Source organism: Streptomyces sp. LARHCF249 (assembly GCF_052871255.1).
Genome location: NZ_JBIXJQ010000006.1, coordinates 276188 through 290995, shown reverse-complemented (window position 1 = coordinate 290995; position 14808 = coordinate 276188). Strand labels below are relative to the sequence as shown.

14 protein-coding genes are annotated in these 14808 nt (G+C 70.9%); 7 read left to right on the top strand and 7 right to left on the bottom strand.

Going from position 1 to position 14808, the window contains the following annotated elements; all coding sequences use genetic code 11:
* Positions 1–224 precede the first annotated feature (224 nt).
* The 5 genes from ACIPUC_RS19335 to ACIPUC_RS19315 all read right to left on the bottom strand — a co-directional run bounded on the left by ACIPUC_RS19335 (position 225) and on the right by ACIPUC_RS19315 (position 4998).
* Positions 225–1514 carry a M18 family aminopeptidase gene (locus tag ACIPUC_RS19335; protein ID WP_446590814.1) on the bottom strand — a complete coding sequence of 430 codons (1290 nt, stop codon included), beginning with the start codon at positions 1512–1514 and terminating at the stop codon, positions 225–227.
* 101 nt (positions 1515–1615) lie between these two features.
* On the bottom strand, positions 1616–2353 hold the full coding sequence (locus ACIPUC_RS19330) for a hypothetical protein (protein WP_446590813.1): 738 nt from the start codon (positions 2351–2353) through the stop codon (positions 1616–1618).
* Between the two features lie 139 nt (positions 2354–2492).
* The gene (locus ACIPUC_RS19325) at positions 2493–4319 is read right to left on the bottom strand and encodes an acyl-CoA dehydrogenase (protein WP_446591167.1); all 1827 of its coding nucleotides are present in this window, start codon (positions 4317–4319) and stop codon (positions 2493–2495) included.
* A gap of 116 nt (positions 4320–4435) precedes the next feature.
* On the bottom strand, positions 4436–4795 hold the full coding sequence (locus ACIPUC_RS19320; protein WP_446590811.1) for an ATP-binding protein: 360 nt from the start codon (positions 4793–4795) through the stop codon (positions 4436–4438).
* The gene (locus ACIPUC_RS19315) at positions 4792–4998 is read right to left on the bottom strand and encodes a hypothetical protein (RefSeq protein ID WP_446590810.1); all 207 of its coding nucleotides are present in this window, start codon (positions 4996–4998) and stop codon (positions 4792–4794) included. The genes ACIPUC_RS19320 and ACIPUC_RS19315 overlap by 4 nt, the downstream gene beginning before the upstream one ends.
* Positions 4999–5112: 114 nt before the next feature.
* Between ACIPUC_RS19315 and ACIPUC_RS19310 the strand changes: the two genes are divergently transcribed.
* The 5 genes from ACIPUC_RS19310 to ACIPUC_RS19290 all read left to right on the top strand — a co-directional run bounded on the left by ACIPUC_RS19310 (position 5113) and on the right by ACIPUC_RS19290 (position 8242).
* Positions 5113–5964 carry a helix-turn-helix domain-containing protein gene (locus ACIPUC_RS19310; RefSeq protein WP_446591166.1) on the top strand — a complete coding sequence of 284 codons (852 nt, stop codon included), beginning with the start codon at positions 5113–5115 and terminating at the stop codon, positions 5962–5964.
* Entirely contained in the window at positions 5945–6157 is a 213-nt protein-coding gene (locus ACIPUC_RS19305; protein ID WP_446590808.1) for a DUF397 domain-containing protein, read from the top strand. The genes ACIPUC_RS19310 and ACIPUC_RS19305 overlap by 20 nt, the downstream gene beginning before the upstream one ends.
* Before the next feature lie 10 nt (positions 6158–6167).
* A complete protein-coding gene (locus ACIPUC_RS19300) occupies positions 6168–6626 on the top strand; it encodes an SseB family protein (protein WP_446590806.1) in 459 nt (152 codons plus the stop codon).
* 133 nt (positions 6627–6759) lie between these two features.
* Positions 6760–7140 carry a hypothetical protein gene (locus ACIPUC_RS19295; protein WP_446590804.1) on the top strand — a complete coding sequence of 127 codons (381 nt, stop codon included), beginning with the start codon at positions 6760–6762 and terminating at the stop codon, positions 7138–7140.
* A 118-nt stretch (positions 7141–7258) separates the two neighbouring features.
* Positions 7259–8242, top strand: coding sequence for a pirin family protein (locus ACIPUC_RS19290; protein WP_446590802.1), 984 nt, complete (start codon positions 7259–7261; stop codon positions 8240–8242).
* A gap of 311 nt (positions 8243–8553) precedes the next feature.
* Here the strand turns inward: ACIPUC_RS19290 and ACIPUC_RS19285 are convergent, their stop codons facing one another.
* Positions 8554–9606, bottom strand: coding sequence for an AI-2E family transporter (locus ACIPUC_RS19285; RefSeq protein WP_446590801.1), 1053 nt, complete (start codon positions 9604–9606; stop codon positions 8554–8556).
* Between the two features lie 126 nt (positions 9607–9732).
* Between ACIPUC_RS19285 and ACIPUC_RS19280 the strand changes: the two genes are divergently transcribed.
* Entirely contained in the window at positions 9733–10659 is a 927-nt protein-coding gene (locus ACIPUC_RS19280) for an LppU/SCO3897 family protein (protein WP_446590800.1), read from the top strand.
* Positions 10660–10674: 15 nt separating this feature from the next.
* Here the strand turns inward: ACIPUC_RS19280 and ACIPUC_RS19275 are convergent, their stop codons facing one another.
* A complete protein-coding gene (locus ACIPUC_RS19275) occupies positions 10675–12822 on the bottom strand; it encodes an ATP-binding SpoIIE family protein phosphatase (RefSeq protein WP_446590799.1) in 2148 nt (715 codons plus the stop codon).
* Between the two features lie 159 nt (positions 12823–12981).
* Here ACIPUC_RS19275 and aspS point away from each other — a divergent pair, with 159 nt between their 5' ends.
* Entirely contained in the window at positions 12982–14799 is a 1818-nt protein-coding gene (gene aspS / locus ACIPUC_RS19270) for an aspartate--tRNA ligase (protein WP_446590798.1), read from the top strand.
* Positions 14800–14808 lie beyond the last annotated feature (9 nt).

The window sequence follows — 14808 nt, the reverse complement described above, 5'->3', positions numbered from 1 at the left end:
CCCGTTCCGGCCGGCTGGAGGCGAATCTACGAGGACGGCACGTGCCCGTCACGCACCGACATGCGCGGGCAGCCCTTGCGGGCCCAGTACTGCTCCATACGCCCGGGGGACGGGGCTTACCGCCCGGGAGAGCCTGGCTCCGAGGCCTCGGCGCGGCCGACTCCCGGGCCCGCCGGCGGCGGGCCGGTCCCTGAGGGGGCCGTGCCCTGCCGCCGACCGGGGCCTCAGCCCTCCAGGAAGGCGACCAGGGCGTTCGCGAGGAGGTACGGGTCGTCCGCGCCGCACAGTTCGCGGGCGCTGTGCATGGAGAGGATCGCGACGCCGATGTCGACGGTCTGGATGCCGTGGCGGGCAGCCGTGATCGGGCCGATCGTCGTGCCGCACGGCATCGAGTTGTTGGAGACGAAGGTCTGCCACGGCACCCCGGCCCGCTCGCACGCGCTCGCGAACACCGCGCGCCCGCTGCCGTCCGTCGCGTACCGCTGGTTGACGTTGACCTTCAGGATCGGTCCGCCGTTGGCCCGCGGGTGGTGCGTCGGGTCGTGCCGCTCCCCGTAGTTGGGGTGCACGGCGTGGCCGGTGTCCGAGGACAGGCAGATGGTGCCCGCGAAGGACCGCGCGCGGTCCTCGTACGAGCCGCCGCGCGCGAAGACTGAACGTTCCAGCACGTTGCCCAGCAGCGGCCCGTCCGCGCCGGTGTCCGACTGCGAGCCGTTCTCCTCGTGGTCGAAGGCGGCCAGCACCGGGATGTACTCCAGCTTCCCCGTGGAGACCGCCGCCAGCGCCGCGATGCCCGCGTGCACCGACAGCAGGTTGTCCATGCGCGGGCCGGCCAGCAGCTCGCGGTCGCGGCCGAGGTAGGCGGGCGGCTCGATCGAGTGGACCATCAGGTCCCAGCCGGCCACCGAGCCCTGTTCCAGGCCCTCTTCCTCTTCCAGGAAGGCGATCAGGTCGCCCTCCTGGACCTCGCCCAGACCCCAGATCGGCTGCATGTGCCGCTGCTTGTCGAGCTTGAGCCCGTCCGTGTTCACCGACCGGTCCAGGTGCACGGCCAGTTGGGGCACGCGCAGCAGTGCGCGGTCCACGTTCACCAGGCGCTCGGTGCCGTCGCGCAGGGTCAGCCGCCCGGCCAGGCCCAGGTCCCGGTCGAGCCAGGTGTTGAGCAGCGTCCCGCCGTAGATCTCGACGGCGATCTGCCGCCAGCCCTGGGAGCCCGTGTCCGGCAGCGGCTTGACCCGCAGGTTGGGGGAGTCGGTGTGCGCGCCGATGATGCGGAACGGGGTGTGCGCCGCCGCGCCTTCGGGGACGTACCAGGCGATGAGCGCGCCGCCGCGGAGCACGAACTTGCCCCCGGTGCTCGCATCCCAGGCGTCCGTTTCCGACAACTGGCTGAAGCCTGCCTTCTCCAGCCGCTCGGCCGCGTTGGCCACGGCGTGGTACGGCGACGGACTGGCCGTCAGGTAGGTCATCAGATCGTCGGTGTGGCCGCGGTCGAAGCGGGCGGGAGAGCTCATGTGATTCACCTTAACGACGGTCGTGTGCGCCATGGCCGGACTGCGGCTGATAGCCGAGGGGTCGCGACCGCGGGGTGGGTGATCTGCGGTCCCGTCAATTCTCAGCCCGGAGGACGCTCGAATCGGCGCTGCAGCTGTCTGCGCTCGCCCCGGCGGATGCGCGGGAGCATCTCCGGGGTTTGCGCGGAGCGCTGCGCGCGTCTCTTGCGTCCGGCGCAGAAGATACAGCCCTCACCTGGGGGTGCGTCGGGGTCGATGGGCGCCCCGGGGTGCTCGGAGCAGCCGGAGGCGTTGCGCGGCCGGGACAGCTCGCGGGCGACGATGAAGGCGCGGTGGAGGTCGTCGGCGATGCGGACGAAGTCCTCCGCGGGCGAGGACAGGGCGAGGTGGAAGCGCTGGTCCTCGACGGTGCGCAGGCACGCGCGCAGCCGCTCGAGGGTGTACGGGCCCTCCGGCACGGGGTAGCCCAGGCGCCGCTGCTCCGCGGCCGGTGCGGGGCCGGCCGCCCGGCCGCCCTGCCGCCGCCGCCCGAGGCGGCGCCGGTCGTTGCAGATGAGGCAGCGGCCCCAGCCGTCGGGGGCCTCGGGGTCGAGGGCGCCGTTGGGGTGTTCGGGGCAGCCGGTGTAGCTCTTGGCGGGCGCGAGTCCGGCGGCGGTCTGGAAGGCCACGTACAGCGCGTCGGCGATGCCGTCGTACTCGGCGGGGTGCGCGCCGTCGTACAGCTCCCGGAGGTGGTCGCCGAGGCTGCCCAGGCTCGCTTGCAGCTCCTTGAGGGCGTACGGCCGCCCGGTCGGGACGGAGTACCCCCTGCTGCTGCCGTGCTGATCCTGTGGACTCATGCGTACGAGCGTCCCATGAACGACTGACAACGGGGGAAAACCGCAGGCCAAGGGCCTTCGGCCGGTCCGCTTACGCCGACGGCCGGCCCCTCCTCGGCGGAGGGTCCGGCCGTCGTGCGTACCTGCGGGGCGACGCAGCCTAGAAGGCCGCCTCGTCCAGCTCCATCAGGGAGTTGTCGACGGCCTCGGCGAGCGACCGGGCGACCGAGACGTTGGGCAGGACCTGCGACGCGAAGAACTTCGCGGCGGCGATCTTGCCGGTGTAGAAGGGGACGTCCTTCGCGGAGGCGGTGGCGAGCTTCTCGGCGGCCACGGCCGCACCCTTGAGCAGCAGGTATCCGACGACGACGTCGCCGGAGGCCATCAGCAGGCGGGTGGTGTTCTGGCCGACCTTGTAGATGTTCTTGACGTCCTCGCCGGTGGCGGTGAGGTCGACGATCATCTGGCCGACGATGGCCTCGAGGTCGACGGCGGCCTTGGCGAGCGCGTCGCGGGCGCCGGCCAGCTCCTCGCCGCCGACGGCCTCGGCCAGGAACTTCTTGATCGTCTCGGAGAGGACGTTCAGGGAGGCGCCCTGGTCGCGGACGATCTTCCGGAAGAAGAAGTCCTGGCCCTGGATCGCCGTGGTGCCCTCGTAGAGGGTGTCGATCTTGGCGTCCCGGATGTACTGCTCGATCGGGTATTCCTGGAGGTAACCGGAACCGCCGAAGGTCTGCAGCGACTGGGCGAGCTGCTCGTAGGACTTCTCCGAGCCGTAGCCCTTCACGATCGGCAGGAGCAGGTCGTTCAGGCCGATCTCGGCGGAGGCGTCCTCGCCCGCGGCCTGCTTGACCTGGATCGCGTCCTGGACGGAGGCGGTGTACAGCACCAGGGCGCGCATGCCCTCGGCGTACGCCTTCTGCGTCATGAGCGAGCGGCGCACGTCGGGGTGGTGCGTGATGGTGACCTTGGGCGCGGTCTTGTCCATGAAGTTGGCCAGGTCCGGGCCCTGCACGCGCTCCTTGGCGTACTCCAGCGCGTTCAGGTAACCCGTCGAGAGCGTCGCGATGGCCTTCGTGCCGACCATCATGCGGGCGAACTCGATGATCATGAACATCTGGCGGATGCCGTCGTGCTTGTCACCGATCAGCCAGCCCTTGGCGGGGTGCTGGTCGCCGAAGGTCATCTCGCACGTGTTGGACGCCTTGAGGCCCATCTTGTGCTCGACGTTCGTGGCGTAGACGCCGTTGCGCTCGCCCAGCTCGCCGGTCTCCCAGTCGAAGTGGAACTTCGGGACGAGGAAGAGGGACAGGCCCTTGGTGCCCGGGCCGTGGCCCTCCGGGCGCGCGAGGACGTAGTGGAGGATGTTCTCCTCCATGTCGTGCTCACCGGACGTGATGAAGCGCTTGACGCCCTCGATGTGCCAGGAGCCGTCGTCCTGCTTGATCGCCTTGGTGCGGCCAGCGCCCACGTCCGAGCCGGCGTCCGGCTCGGTGAGGACCATGGTGGAGCCCCAGCGCTTCTCGACCGCTATCTGGGCGACCTTCTTCTGCGCCTCGTTGCCCTCGTCGTGGAGGATGCCGGCGAACGCCGGGCCGGAGGAGTACATCCAGATGGCCGGGTTCGAGCCGAGCAGCAGCTCCGCGTACGCCCAGATGAGGGAACGGGGCGAGGTGGTGCCGCCGATCTCCTCGGGCAGGCCCAGGCGCCAGTACTCCGAGTCCATGAAGGCTTCGTAGCTCTTCTTGAAGGAGGCCGGGACCGGCGCGGTGTTGGTGGCCGGGTCGAAGACCGGCGGGTTGCGGTCCGCGTCCTCGAAGGAGGCGGCCAGCTCGTTCTCGGCGAGACGCGTGAGCTCGGAGAGGACGCTCTTGGCGGTCTCGGTGTCCATCTCCTCGAACGGACCGGTGCCGTACAGCTTGTCGCGGCCGAGCACCTCGAAGAGGTTGAACTCGATGTCGCGGAGATTCGACTTGTAGTGCCCCATGGCGACGGCTCCGTTAAGGCTCGGGGAGACAGGTTCCTCGTACATACCAATCGGTAACAACATGATGCTACCCACGGGTAATAACGGCAACCCTTCCGAGCCGACTGTGACCAGGGTCAAAGCTCGCACCACACGGTCTTGCTGCCCAGCCCCCGGGTGACTCCCCACCGCAGGGCCACGGCGTCGAGCAGGGCCAGGCCCCGCCCGGATTCGTCGGTGTCGGCCGCCTGCCGCAGTACGGGCCACGCGCGCGGATCGGGATCGGTGAGCTCGACCCGCGTACGGGCTGCCCTTCCGGTGATCCGCAGGGTGACGGGCGTGCCCTCGCCGAGGTGGGCGATCACGTTGCCCAGCAGCTCGCTGACGCACAGCTCCGCGTCCGGGGAGGCGTCGGCGCCGAGGTGCTCGCGCACGGCGTGGCGGAGGAGGGGCGCGGCCTTGGGGACGGCGAGCAGCCGGATGGTGAGCTCGTTCACCGCTCGGCCAGCGCGGCGACCAGGCGCTGGGCGGTGGCCAGGTTGCAGTTGCCGAGGGCGATGAGGGGCGGCGTGCGGTAGCTGCCGGCGTAGGAGGGGAGGTGGAGCGCGAGGGAGGGCAGCGTGATGCCGTGCGCCGCGAGGGCGGCGCGGAGCGCTGCGAGGGCCTCGATGGTCTCGCGATCATGGGTGTGGTCGCTCATGGGGACCCTTCCGGATGTGCGGACTGTGACGAACCACTCACAGGCTGGCGCGGGTCGGCGTAGCGTGGGAAGGGTTTCGGGCTCCACGGTGCGAGGTGTGGAAGGCGGGCGATGGTGGCCGCGCGTAAGGACATTGACGGCTCGGCGAGCGTGCCGGCCTTCTATGGCAAGGAGCTGCGGTGGCGCCGGGAGGCGGCGGGCCTCACGCTCCAGCAGACCGTGGAGGGCAGCTTTTACGGGGCCAGCTACTTGAGCGAGATCGAGCGGGCCCAGCGGCGGATGCCGGAGGATCTCGCGCGGCACGTCGACCAGGTGCTGAAGACCGACGGGTTCTTCTCGCGACGCTGCGAAGACGTCCGGAAGGCCAAGCGGGGCGCGCACGCCGAGTACTTCGCTCCGGTCGCCGAGGCGGAGAAGCGGGCGCGAACCATCGAGGAGTGGAGCAACACGCTCATCCCCGGTCTGCTTCAGACGGAGGCTTACGCGCGGGCGGTCATCCACTCCACACATCCGTTGGACCTGGCGGAGGAGGTAGATGCGAAGGTCCGCGCCCGCATCGAGAGGGCCGCTCTGTTCGAGGATCCGAAGAGGCCGGAGTACTGGACGATCCTGCATGAGGGTTTGGTGCGCCAGCCGCTGTTGCCGCCGGGTGAGATGGCTGCTCAACTCGAGCACATCGCCGTCTTGGCGCGGCGCCGCCGCATCGTTCCACAGGTCTTGCTGTGGAGTTCTGCCATCCAGCCCTTCCTGGGGCTTCCGCTCATGTTCATGGAATTCGAGAACGAGCCGCCGTTCGTGTACACGGAGGGCCCGTATCACGGCGAGATCGTGGACGATCCGGCCCTCGTGAAGCGGTATCGCACGTCATACGATCGACTCAGGGCCGCCGCACTGTCGCCGGAGGCCTCTCTCGCCACGATCGAGCAAGCTGCTGAGGAGTACAGAAATGGCAAGCAACGGGACTGAGTTCGGTGCCGTGATCTGGCGCAAGAGCAGCTACAGCACCGGCGACGGCGGAAACTGCGTCGAGGTCGCCGACGGGCTGGACGGAATCGTCCCGGTTCGGGACTCCAAGAGGCCAGGCGGGCCCGCGCTCATTCTCAGCGCGCCCGCGTGGGGGCCGTTCATCGCCGCCCTCAAGGCGGCCCCGGCTCGGTAGGCTGTCGGCCATGTACGGCTACGACCAGAACCCGGGCGCCCAGCAGCAGGGCTACGCGCAGCCCCAGCCCCCGCAGGGGTACGGGCAGGCGCCGCTGTACCCCGAGCCGTCCCCGCCCTCCCTCGCGGACGCGGTACGCGCCTTCACCACGGGCTCCCTGTCCGCCGAGGACTTCCAGCAGATCTTCGCCTCCGCCAAGGTCTACTGCCCGCGCGGCGAGACCCCGGGCTTCCTGGCGCTGCACAACACGCAGCATCCGGTCATCCCGATGTTCACCACGCTCAAGGAGCTGCGCCGGTACGCCGGCAAGGAGTCCAAGTACTTCGTGATCACCGGCGCGGAGGTGATCGACCTGCTGCCCACCGGGTACGGCTTCGTCCTCGACATGGAGGGCGACCACCGGATGGTCTTCGACGCGAAGGCGGTCGAGCAGATGGTCGACTTCGCCATGCGCCGCATGTATGGCTAGACGCCATTGCCGCTCAGACGGCTAGCAGTCCCTGAACGTTTCGGGGGTGCCCGAAAGGATCGCGGCCGCGTCGGCGGCTCCCGAGTATCGGTGGTGCGGGGGGAATCCCGCTCCTACGGAAAGGGAGACTGCGATGTCACGTACGTCGATACGCACGAAGCTCGCGGCAGTCGCGGCCGCGGGGGTGATGGCGCTGGGTACGGGGGTCCTGGCGGCGTCTCCGGCCCAGGCCGCCGCGACGGGCGGCACCTACATGAACTGCGACTACGGTGCCGGGTGCATCTACGGCGGCGCCAACTGGAACGGCTGGCCCAAGGAGTACTTCAGCCGCGGGAACCACCCGTTCTACAACCAGTACGGAGTGCACCGGGTCTTCAACAACCAGACGCCCGGCTGGTACGTGCAGCTCTGCCGGAACGGCAACGGCACCAACTGCGACATCACCATCCCGCCGTGGACGTACTACGACGTCGACCTGACGCCGTACAACTCATTGAAGATCGTCGGACCGTAATCGCAGGTCGAGGGAGGCGCCGGCCCCAGGGGAATGCCCCTGGGGCCGGCGCTGTTCTGTCGGGTGTGGCAGAAAGTTCGAGTTTCAACTAAACTCGACGCAGAAGGAGGTCCTGACCATGCCCGCAGTGACTGTTGAGAACCCGTTGACGCTCCCCCGCGTGGCCGAGCCGACCGCGGTCGCCCCGCGCAAGGTGATGGCCGTCGTGACCGCTCCCGGCGGGTTCGAGGGCGAGGGATTCCCGGTGCGCCGCGCGTTCGCCGGCATCAACTACCAGTACCTCGACCCGTTCATCATGATGGACCAGATGGGCGAGGTGGAGTACGCCCCGGGCGAGCCCAAGGGCACCCCGTGGCACCCCCACCGCGGTTTCGAGACCGTCACGTACCTGATCGACGGAACCTTCGTCCACCAGGACAGCAACGGCGGCGGCGGAGTCATCAACGGCGGTGACACGCAGTGGATGACCGCCGGGTCGGGCCTCCTGCACATCGAGGCCCCGCCGGAGTCCCTCGTCGTGTCCGGCGGGCTGTTCCACGGCCTCCAGCTGTGGGTGAACCTCCCGGCCTCCGACAAGATGATGCCCCCGCGGTACCAGGACATCGGCGGCGGCCAGGTCCAGTTGCTGACCACCCCGGACGGCGGCGCCCTGCTCCGCGTGATCGCGGGCGAGCTGGACGGCCACGAGGGCCCCGGCATCACCCACACGCCGATCACGATGATCCACGCGACCGTCACCCCGGGCGCGCAGGTCACCCTGCCGTGGCGCGGGGACTTCAACGCCCTGGCGTACGTCATGGCCGGGCGCGGCTCGGTCGGCGAGGACCGCCGGCCCGTCCACACCGGGCAGACGGCCGTCTTCGGCGAGGGCGGCTCGCTCACGGTGCGGGCGGACGAGTCCCAGGACTCCAACGCTCCGGACCTCGAGGTCGTGCTCCTCGGCGGACGCCCGATCCGCGAACCCATGGCGCACTACGGGCCGTTCGTGATGAACAGCAAGCACGAGCTCCAGCAGGCCTTCGACGACTTCCAGGCCGGACGGCTGGGCACCGTCCCGACCACCGCCCGGGAGCGGACCCGGTCGTCGGAGCAGCACTCCTAGACCGGGGACTCCCCTCAGCCGCCCCGTCTCCCTCCCCCCGTGGGAGGCGGGGCTTCCGGCGGGGCGCGGCCTTCGGCGGCGCGGCTTCCCCCGGGCCGCGCCCCCGCCCGCCCCGCCGGACCCCCCACCAGGGTCCGGCCACAGCACTAGGCCGTCTCTTCCGGATCTTGCCTGACCCGCGCCGCCCGGCACCGCACCTCGCCGCACTGCCGGAGCACCCAAGTACGTCCAGTACGCGGGAGCCCCGGCAGCGCGCCGAGGCACGGCACCGGACGACGCGGGCTTAACCGGCAAGATCCGAAAGAGACGACCTAGGCGGCGGGCTCCGCCGGTTCCGCGTACCGGGCCCGCAGCTCCGAGACCACCCCGAACGCGGCCGCCGTCAGCGGGACCGCGAGCAGCATCCCCAGGATCCCGGCGACGCTCGCCCCTGCCGTGATGGCCAGCATGACCACCGCCGGGTGCATCTGCACCGTCCGGCTCTGCACCATCGGCTGGAGTACGTACCCCTCGATCATCTGGACCACCAGCACCAGGCCGATCGCCCACAGGCCGATGACCCAGCCCCGGTCGGCGAGGGCGACGAGGACCGCCACGGCGCCCGAGAGGAAGGCCCCGAGGTAGGGGATGTAGGCGGTCACGAACACCAGGGCCGCCAGGCCCACCGCCCCCGGCACGTCGAGCACGAGCAGGCCCGCGCCGATCAGCACGGCGTCGACCAGGGCGATGAAGGTGGTCCCGCGCATGAAGCCCTCGACGGCCTCGAACGCGCGCCGCCCCATCGCCTCCATCAGGTCGCCCGAGCGGGTCGGGACCAGGGAGCGCAGCGTCCCCACGGCCCGGTCGGAGTCGCGCAGGAAGAAGAAGATCAGCACCAGCGCCAGCAGGGCCGTCGCGAGCATCGTGCCCACCACGCTGAGCCCCGCGACCACCCCGGAGGCGGCCGTGCCGCCGAACTTGGCCAGCAGGTCCTTGGAGTTCTTCGCGACGTCCTCGAGCGAGGTGCCGAGCGCCCCGAAGTGCTCCGCGAGGCCCTGGCCGGCCCGCCGCAGCGCGTCGACGATCTGGTCGCCGGTCTCGATGAGCGCGAGCACGACGACGTACGAGGCCCCGCCGACGACGGCGAGCACGGCGAGGCAGGTGAGGGCCGCCGCGAGCGAGCGGTTGACCTTCATGCGGACCAGCCGCCGGTGCATCGGTCCGAGCAGGGCCGTGCCGAGCACGGCGAGCAGCACGGGCGTGACGACCGTACGGAAGACGGCGCACAGCCAGACGATGACGGCGAGCACGGCGGTCACGACGAGGACGACGGCGCACCAGGCGGCGAGCCGCCGCACGGGTTCGGGCAGCAGGGGGTTCGACACGGCGTCATCCAACCACGGCCCTGCACCGGCGGCTTGACGGAACGGCTGCGTCCGCCGATGCGGGCGGGTCACAATCCGAGGAGACCCGTCCCGGCGGTACGCGCCCCGAGCCCTCAGGAGCAGTTGGTGTCGTCGCAGGAAGTCGGCGTAACGATCACTCCGCAGCAGGCCGCCCACGGGGTGATCCTGACCGTCACGCTCCCGACCGGGCCGGCCCGCCTGCGCATCCCGTCCGGCACCCGGGACGGCGAGCTCGTCCGGGTCCGCGTCGGCGGTGGCGAGGTGCTCGCGCGGGTCACGGTGGCCGCGTCCCCGGCCGCCGCCCGGCCGGCGCCCGCCGGTCCCGCCCCGGCGCAGCCCGTTCCACCGCCGGCGCCGACGCAGCAGATACCGGCCCAGCCGGGCGGCGGCAATCCCTTCGCGACGCCGCGGCCGCCGCAGCCGGGCGGCGGCAACCCGTTCGCCACGCCGCCGCCGGCGGCGCCGAGCCGGGGAGGCGGCGGCAGGCCCGCCGTCGGACTCCTGGTGGCGGGCGGGATCGTCGCGGCCTTGCTCATCGGCATCTTCGCGTACGGCTCCGGGGACGTCGGCGACAGCAAGGCGTCCGGCTCCGGGGCGTCCACCCACTCGGCCGGCCCCGAGCCGTCGTCCTCGTCCTACAGCCCGTCGTACAGCCCGTCGTACAGCCCGTCCTCCAGTCCCTCCGCCGTCCCGGCCCCGCCCACCTACCCGGCCACGACCGCGCCGACCGAGGAGGCCGAGCCGAGCGAGGACGCGGCCCCCACCCCGTACGACAGGGGCACCTGCCTCAACGGCACCCTGCCGGACTCGACGACGGCGCAGCGCGTCGACGACGTGGAGGAGGTGTCCTGCTCGGCCTCCGACGCGCACTACCGGGTGATCGGGAGCATCCCGATGACCTCCGACATGGACCGCTGCGACGAGTATCCGAAGACGCAGTACGCCTTCTCCCACCGCTACACCCTCAACGGCGCCGTCATCAACGAGTACGTCTACTGCCTGGTCGGTCTCGGTTCGTACGCCCGCGGGTAGGGCCGGTCCTCCGGGTCAGGCGTCGGGCTGCTTGGAGCGCTCGTAGAGCTCGAACCAGATGGACTTGCCCTCACCGCGCGGGTCCACGCCCCAGGAGTCGGCGAGCATCTCCATCAGCAGGACGCCGCGGCCGCTGGAGGCCATCTCGCCCGGGTGCCGCTTGTGCGGGAGCTCGTCGCTCCCGTCCGCGACCTCCACGCGCAGCCGGCGCTCGCCCAGCTCGCCCACGGCCTCGGCGACCAGCAGGGCGTCGCCGTCGGTGTGCATGAGCACGTTGGTCACCATCTCGGAGACCATGAGCACCGCCGAGTCCACCTGATCGGCGTCGGCCCAGTCGTGCAGCAGCTCGCGGATCTGCTGCCGGGCGCCCGCGATCCGTTCCGGTTCGGCCTGGGCCACGGTCAGCATCGTGCGGCGGGCCGGACGGACCGGGTGCGCGAGTGCGGGGCCGCAGCCGCAGCCCTCGCCCTCGCGGCACAGCAGGACGACCGCTATGTCGTCCTCGCGGCGGTCGGCCAGCGGGCCGGTGGTGTGGTGCGAGGACGGCCCGTGCACGGCCTGGACCAGCAGGTCGGCGAGCTTCTCCAGCGACTCGGCCCCCTGCGTGTCGGACTCCAGGATCGCGCGCAGCCGCGCCCAGCCGGTGTCCAGGTCGTGTCCGCCGGTCTCGATGAGCCCGTCGGTGCACAGCATCATCGTCTCGCCGGGTTCCAGGGTGAACCGGGTCGTGGGGTAGTCGGTGTCCGGGACGATGCCGAGGGGCAGTCCGCCCGCCGTGGGGCGCATCAGGACGGTGCCGTCGGGCATCCGGATCGCGGGGTCGGGATGGCCGGCGCGGGCCACCTCCAGCACGCCGGTGCGGGGGTCGCACTCCACGTACAGGCAGGTCGCGAACCGGGGGCTCTGGAAGTCCGGGTCCTCGTCCGCGTCGGAGTCCTGCGCGGAGCCGAGCCCGGCGAGGAAGCGGGAGGCGCGGGAGAGCACCGCGTCGGGCCGGTGGCCCTCCGAGGCGTACGCCCGCACCGCGATCCGCAGCTGGCCCATCAGCCCGGCCGCGCGCACGTCGTGGCCCTGGACGTCGCCGATGACCAGCGCGAACCGTCCCGAGGGCAGCGGGATCATGTCGTACCAGTCGCCGCCGACCTGGAGCCCGCCGCCGGTCGGCACGTACCGGGCGGCGATCCGCATGCCGGGGATCTCCGGGCCGAGCTGCGGCATCATCGACCGCTGGAGGCCGGTGGTGAGTTCCCGCTCGGATTCGGCCACCCCGGCGCGCTGGAGGGCCTGGGCGAGCATCCGGGCCACGGTGGTCAGGACGGACCGCTCGTCGGGGGAGAAGGACACCGGATGCTTGAAGGCGGCCATCCAGGCGCCCATGGTCCGTCCGGCGACGATCAGGGGCAGGAAGGCCCAGGAGGCCCGTCCGAAGCGCTGGGCGAGCGGCCAGGTGGCCGGAAAGCGCCGTTTGTAGTCCTCGGGGCTGGGCAGGTAGATCGCCCGTCCGGTACGGACCACCTCCGCGGCCGGGTAGTCCGTCTCCAGCCGCATGTCCGCGAAGGGCGCCTCGTCGCCGACGTCGTGCCCGTGGTGCCCGGTGATCGACAGCCGGTCCCCGGCCACGCCGAAGACGGCCAGTCCGTCCGGGCTGAAGCCGGGCATGGACAGCGACGCCGCGACCCGCAGCACCTCCGCGGTGGAGCGGGCCTCGGCCAGCGCGCGCCCCGCGTCCAGCAGGAAGGCCTCGCGGGACCGCCGCCAGTCGCCGGTGATCGGGGTGTGCGCGGCGGTGGTGCCGGGCTGCGGCTCGGCGATCTCCTGGATGGTGCCGATCAGCTCGTAGTCGACGCGGCCGTCGGCGGTGCGGTTCTCCACCGGTTTGGAGCGGCTGCGCACGGTCCGCAGGACCCGCCCGTCCTCGTCCATGATCCGCAGCCGGGCCTCGGCGAGCGTGCCCTCCGCGACGGCCAGCGTCACGATGCCGTTGATCTCGTTCCAGTCCACCGGGTGGAACCGCGACCGTACGGCGACCTCCGGCAGCACCACCGGGTCCGCGGGCAGCCCCAGGAGCCGGGCGGCCTCGCTGTCGAGGGCGACCGTCCCGGACGCGTTGTCCCATCGCCACAGACCGGTCGCGATGGCGGCCAGGACATCCTCGGTGCGCACCCGGTCATCTTTACAGGTCATCCGTCTCACGTGCCTGTTCACCCGGTGGATCGGGTGCGTTCGCCCCGGCCCGCCGGGCGTGCCCGACCGGCCCCCCGCCCGGACGGTAACCTTGTGAGGGTTGAATCCACCCTGGTATCGCGAAGAACTGGATGACTGATGCATCGGTACAGGTCCCACACCTGCGGCGAGCTCCGCGCCTCTGACGTCAACGCCGACGTCCGGCTGAGCGGCTGGCTGCACAACCGTCGAGACCTGGGCGGCATCCTCTTCATCGATCTGCGTGACCACTACGGCATCACGCAGCTCGTGGCCCGTCCCGGCACCGCTGCCGCCGCCGTCCTGGACAAGCTCTCCAAGGAGACCGTGGTCCGGGTCGACGGCAAGGTCGTCTCGCGCGGTGCCGAGAACATCAACCCCGAGCTGCCGACCGGTGAGATCGAGATCGAGGCCGCCGAGGTCGAGGTGCTCGGCGCGGCCGCCCCGCTGCCCTTCACCATCAACACCGACGACGGGGTGAACGAGGAGCGGCGCCTGGAGTACCGCTTCCTCGACCTGCGCCGCGAGCGCATGCACCGCAACATCATGCTGCGCTCGGCGGTCATCGCCTCGATCCGCTCGAAGATGGTGGCCCTCGGCTTCAACGAGATGGCGACGCCGATCCTCACCGCGACCTCCCCCGAGGGCGCCCGTGACTTCGTCGTCCCGTCCCGCCTGAACCCGGGCAAGTTCTACGCCCTGCCGCAGGCACCGCAGCAGTTCAAGCAGCTGCTGATGATCTCCGGCTTCGACCGGTACTTCCAGATCGCGCCGTGCTTCCGCGACGAGGACGCCCGCGCCGACCGCTCGCCGGGCGAGTTCTACCAGCTCGACGTGGAGATGTCCTTCGTCGAGCAGGAGGACGTCTTCCAGCCGATCGAGCGCCTGATGACCGAGATCTTCACGGAGTTCGGCAAGGGCCGCGAGGTCACCTCGCCCTTCCCGCGGATCCCGTTCCGCGAGTCGATGCTGAAGTACGGCAACGACAAGCCCGACCTGCGCGCCAAGCTGGAACTCGTCGACATCACCGACGTGTTCGAGGGCTCGGAGTTCAAGGCGTTCGCCGGCAAGCACGTGCGCGCCCTGGCCGTCCCGGACACCGCCGCGCAGCCGCGCAAGTTCTTCGACGGCCTCGGCGAGTACGCGATCTCGCTGGGCGCCAAGGGCCTGGCCTGGGTCCGCGTCGGCGAGGACGGCGCCCTGACCGGCCCGATCGCCAAGTTCCTCACCGAGGAGAACGTCAAGGTCCTCACCGAGCGCCTGGGTCTGGCCGCCGGCCACGCCGTGTTCTTCGGCGCGGGCGAGTTCGACGAGGTCTCCAAGATCATGTCCGGCGTCCGCGTCGAGGCGGCCAAGCGCGCGGGCCAGTTCGAGGAGAACGTCTTCCGCTTCTGCTGGATCGTCGACTTCCCGATGTACGAGAAGGACGAGGAGACCGGCAAGATCGACTTCTCCCACAACCCCTTCTCCATGCCGCAGGGCGGGATGAAGGACCTGGAGGAGAAGGACCCGCTGGACATCCTGGCGTGGCAGTACGACATCGTCTGCAACGGCATCGAGCTGTCCTCCGGCGCCATCCGCAACCACGAGCCCGAGGTCATGCTGAAGGCCTTCGAGATCGCGGGCTACGAGGCCGAGACCGTCGAGCGCGAGTTCGCCGGCATGCTGCGCGCCTTCCGGCTCGGCGCCCCGCCGCACGGCGGCATCGCCCCGGGCGTGGACCGCATCGTGATGCTGCTGGCCGACGAGCCGAACATCCGCGAGACCATCGCCTTCCCGCTGAACGGCAACGCGCAGGACCTGATGATGGGCGCGCCGACGGTGCTGGAGGAGGCCCGCCTGCGCGAGCTGAACATCGCGCTGCGCAAGCCGGTGGAGGCCAAGCCGGCCGACGCCAAGCCGATCGCCGAGGCCGTCCACCCGGACGCCGCGCGGTAGTCGGAACGG

Coding starts and splice junctions, on each gene's coding strand:
- ACIPUC_RS19335 (WP_446590814.1), bottom strand. CDS start 1,514: ATGAGCTCTCCCGCCCGCTTCGACCGCGGCCACACCGACGATCTGATG.
- ACIPUC_RS19330 (WP_446590813.1), bottom strand. CDS start 2,353: ATGAGTCCACAGGATCAGCACGGCAGCAGCAGGGGGTACTCCGTCCCG.
- ACIPUC_RS19325 (WP_446591167.1), bottom strand. CDS start 4,319: ATGGGGCACTACAAGTCGAATCTCCGCGACATCGAGTTCAACCTCTTC.
- ACIPUC_RS19315 (WP_446590810.1), bottom strand. CDS start 4,998: ATGAGCGACCACACCCATGATCGCGAGACCATCGAGGCCCTCGCAGCG.
- ACIPUC_RS19305 (WP_446590808.1), top strand. CDS start 5,945: ATGGCAAGCAACGGGACTGAGTTCGGTGCCGTGATCTGGCGCAAGAGC.
- ACIPUC_RS19300 (WP_446590806.1), top strand. CDS start 6,168: ATGTACGGCTACGACCAGAACCCGGGCGCCCAGCAGCAGGGCTACGCG.
- ACIPUC_RS19295 (WP_446590804.1), top strand. CDS start 6,760: ATGTCACGTACGTCGATACGCACGAAGCTCGCGGCAGTCGCGGCCGCG.
- ACIPUC_RS19290 (WP_446590802.1), top strand. CDS start 7,259: ATGCCCGCAGTGACTGTTGAGAACCCGTTGACGCTCCCCCGCGTGGCC.
- aspS (WP_446590798.1), top strand. CDS start 12,982: ATGCATCGGTACAGGTCCCACACCTGCGGCGAGCTCCGCGCCTCTGAC.